Origin of the sequence: Kitasatospora sp. NPDC057518, assembly GCF_042802075.1 — a bacterium.
Classification (GTDB): domain Bacteria; phylum Actinomycetota; class Actinomycetes; order Streptomycetales; family Streptomycetaceae; genus Kitasatospora.
The window spans coordinates 1-1,594 of the sequence record NZ_JBHVEU010000780.1 but is presented as its reverse complement, the minus strand read 5'-3'; the positions used below and the strand labels follow the sequence as shown (position 1 = coordinate 1,594).

Annotated in this window: 2 protein-coding genes; both read left to right on the top strand. The window is 73.3% G+C overall.

Features of this window, described 5'->3' with window-relative positions:
* Window positions 1-213: 213 nt before the first annotated feature.
* The gene (locus ACFU7Z_RS39350) at window positions 214-672 is read left to right on the top strand and encodes a peroxiredoxin (protein WP_074000773.1); all 459 of its coding nucleotides are present in this window, start codon (window positions 214-216) and stop codon (window positions 670-672) included.
* Window positions 673-905: 233 nt separating this feature from the next.
* Window positions 906-1,481, top strand: coding sequence for a TerD family protein (locus ACFU7Z_RS39345; RefSeq protein WP_074000774.1), 576 nt, complete (start codon window positions 906-908; stop codon window positions 1,479-1,481).
* Window positions 1,482-1,594: the final 113 nt, after the last annotated feature.

The window sequence follows — 1,594 nt, the reverse complement described above, 5'->3', positions numbered from 1 at the left end:
CCGCCGGAGGAACCCCCTCCGGCGGGGCCCGCTGCATGCCCGCCGCCCGCGAGGGGTCCGGCCGGCGCCCCGGACCGGTCCGTTCGCGGACGGCGAACGCGGCGGGCCGCGGCCGCCCGCCTCATCCGTTCGGCGGAACGGCCGTAAACGAATGCGAGGATGTGGCCTGCCGCGCCCGCCGCGCGGCGCGCTCGCGTCAGAAAGGTCCCGTTCATGGCCATCGAGGTCGGCACCCAGGCTCCGGACTTCGAGCTCCGCAACCAGCACGGCGAGTCCGTCCGGCTCTCCGACTTCCGCGGCCGGAAGAACGTCGTCCTGGTCTTCTACCCGTTCGCCTTCACCGGCGTCTGCACCGGCGAGCTGGGCGCGATCCAGCGGGAGCTGGCGGGCCTGCAGAACGACACCGTGCAGGTGCTCGGGCTCTCCTGCGACTCCCAGTTCTCCCAGCGGGTCTTCGCCGACCGGGAGGGCCTGGAGTTCCCGCTGCTGGCCGACTTCTGGCCGCACGGCGAGGTCGCCCGCGCGTACGGCGTCCTCGACGAGGAGCGGGGCTGCCCGCTGCGCGGCACCTTCGTGGTCGACACCGCCGGCGCGGTGCGCTGGAGCGTCGTCAACGGCCTCCCGGACGCCCGGGACGAGCAGGAGTACCTGAAGGTGCTCGCGGCGCTCTGAGGCCCCCGCCGGGGGCCCCGGACGCGTCCCGGGCGCGCCCGCCGGGCCCCTTCGGCGCCCGCCGGCCGGGTGCCGTGGGGCCGTGTCCGGCCTGATCAGGGGTGCGGGCGGGAACCCCGTACTACGCTCGGGCCGTTGGCGGGGTGGGACGCGGGGGCCGATCGGCCCCCCGCCGCCCCGGACCGCACCACCGGGGGCACCACTGGACGTGCCTCCCGATTCTTGGAGGACTAGTGGGAGTCAGCCTCAGCAAGGGCGGCAACGTCTCGCTCACCAAGGAGGCACCCGGCCTCACGGCCGTGGTCGTCGGCCTGGGCTGGGACGTCCGGACCACCACCGGTGCGGACTTCGACCTGGACGCCAGCGCCCTGCTGTGCAACGCCCAGGGCAAGGTCGCCTCGGACGGCAACTTCGTGTTCTTCAACAACCTGAAGAGCCCGGACGGCTCGGTCGAGCACACCGGTGACAACCTGACCGGCGAGGGCGAGGGCGACGACGAGGCGATCAAGGTCAACCTGGCCGGCGTCCCGGCGGACGTGGAGAAGATCGTCTTCCCGGTGTCGATCTACGACGCCGAGACCCGCAGCCAGAACTTCGGCCAGGTGCGCAACGCGTTCATCCGCGTGGTGAACCAGGCCGACAACTCGGAGCTGGCCCGCTACGACCTCTCCGAGGACGCCTCCACCGAGACCGCGATGGTCTTCGGCGAGCTGTACCGCAACGGCAGCGAGTGGAAGTTCCGCGCCATCGGCCAGGGCTACGCCTCCGGCCTGCGCGGCATCGCGCAGGACTTCGGCGTCAACGTCTGAGCCGTCGCCGGCGCCCTGCGGCGCGGGCTGCGCGCCGTTCTCCCGGGGCGGCCCCGGACCTCCGTGGTCCAGTTCTCCCGCCAGCCGGGCCATGCGCTCTTCCTTGGCCGACT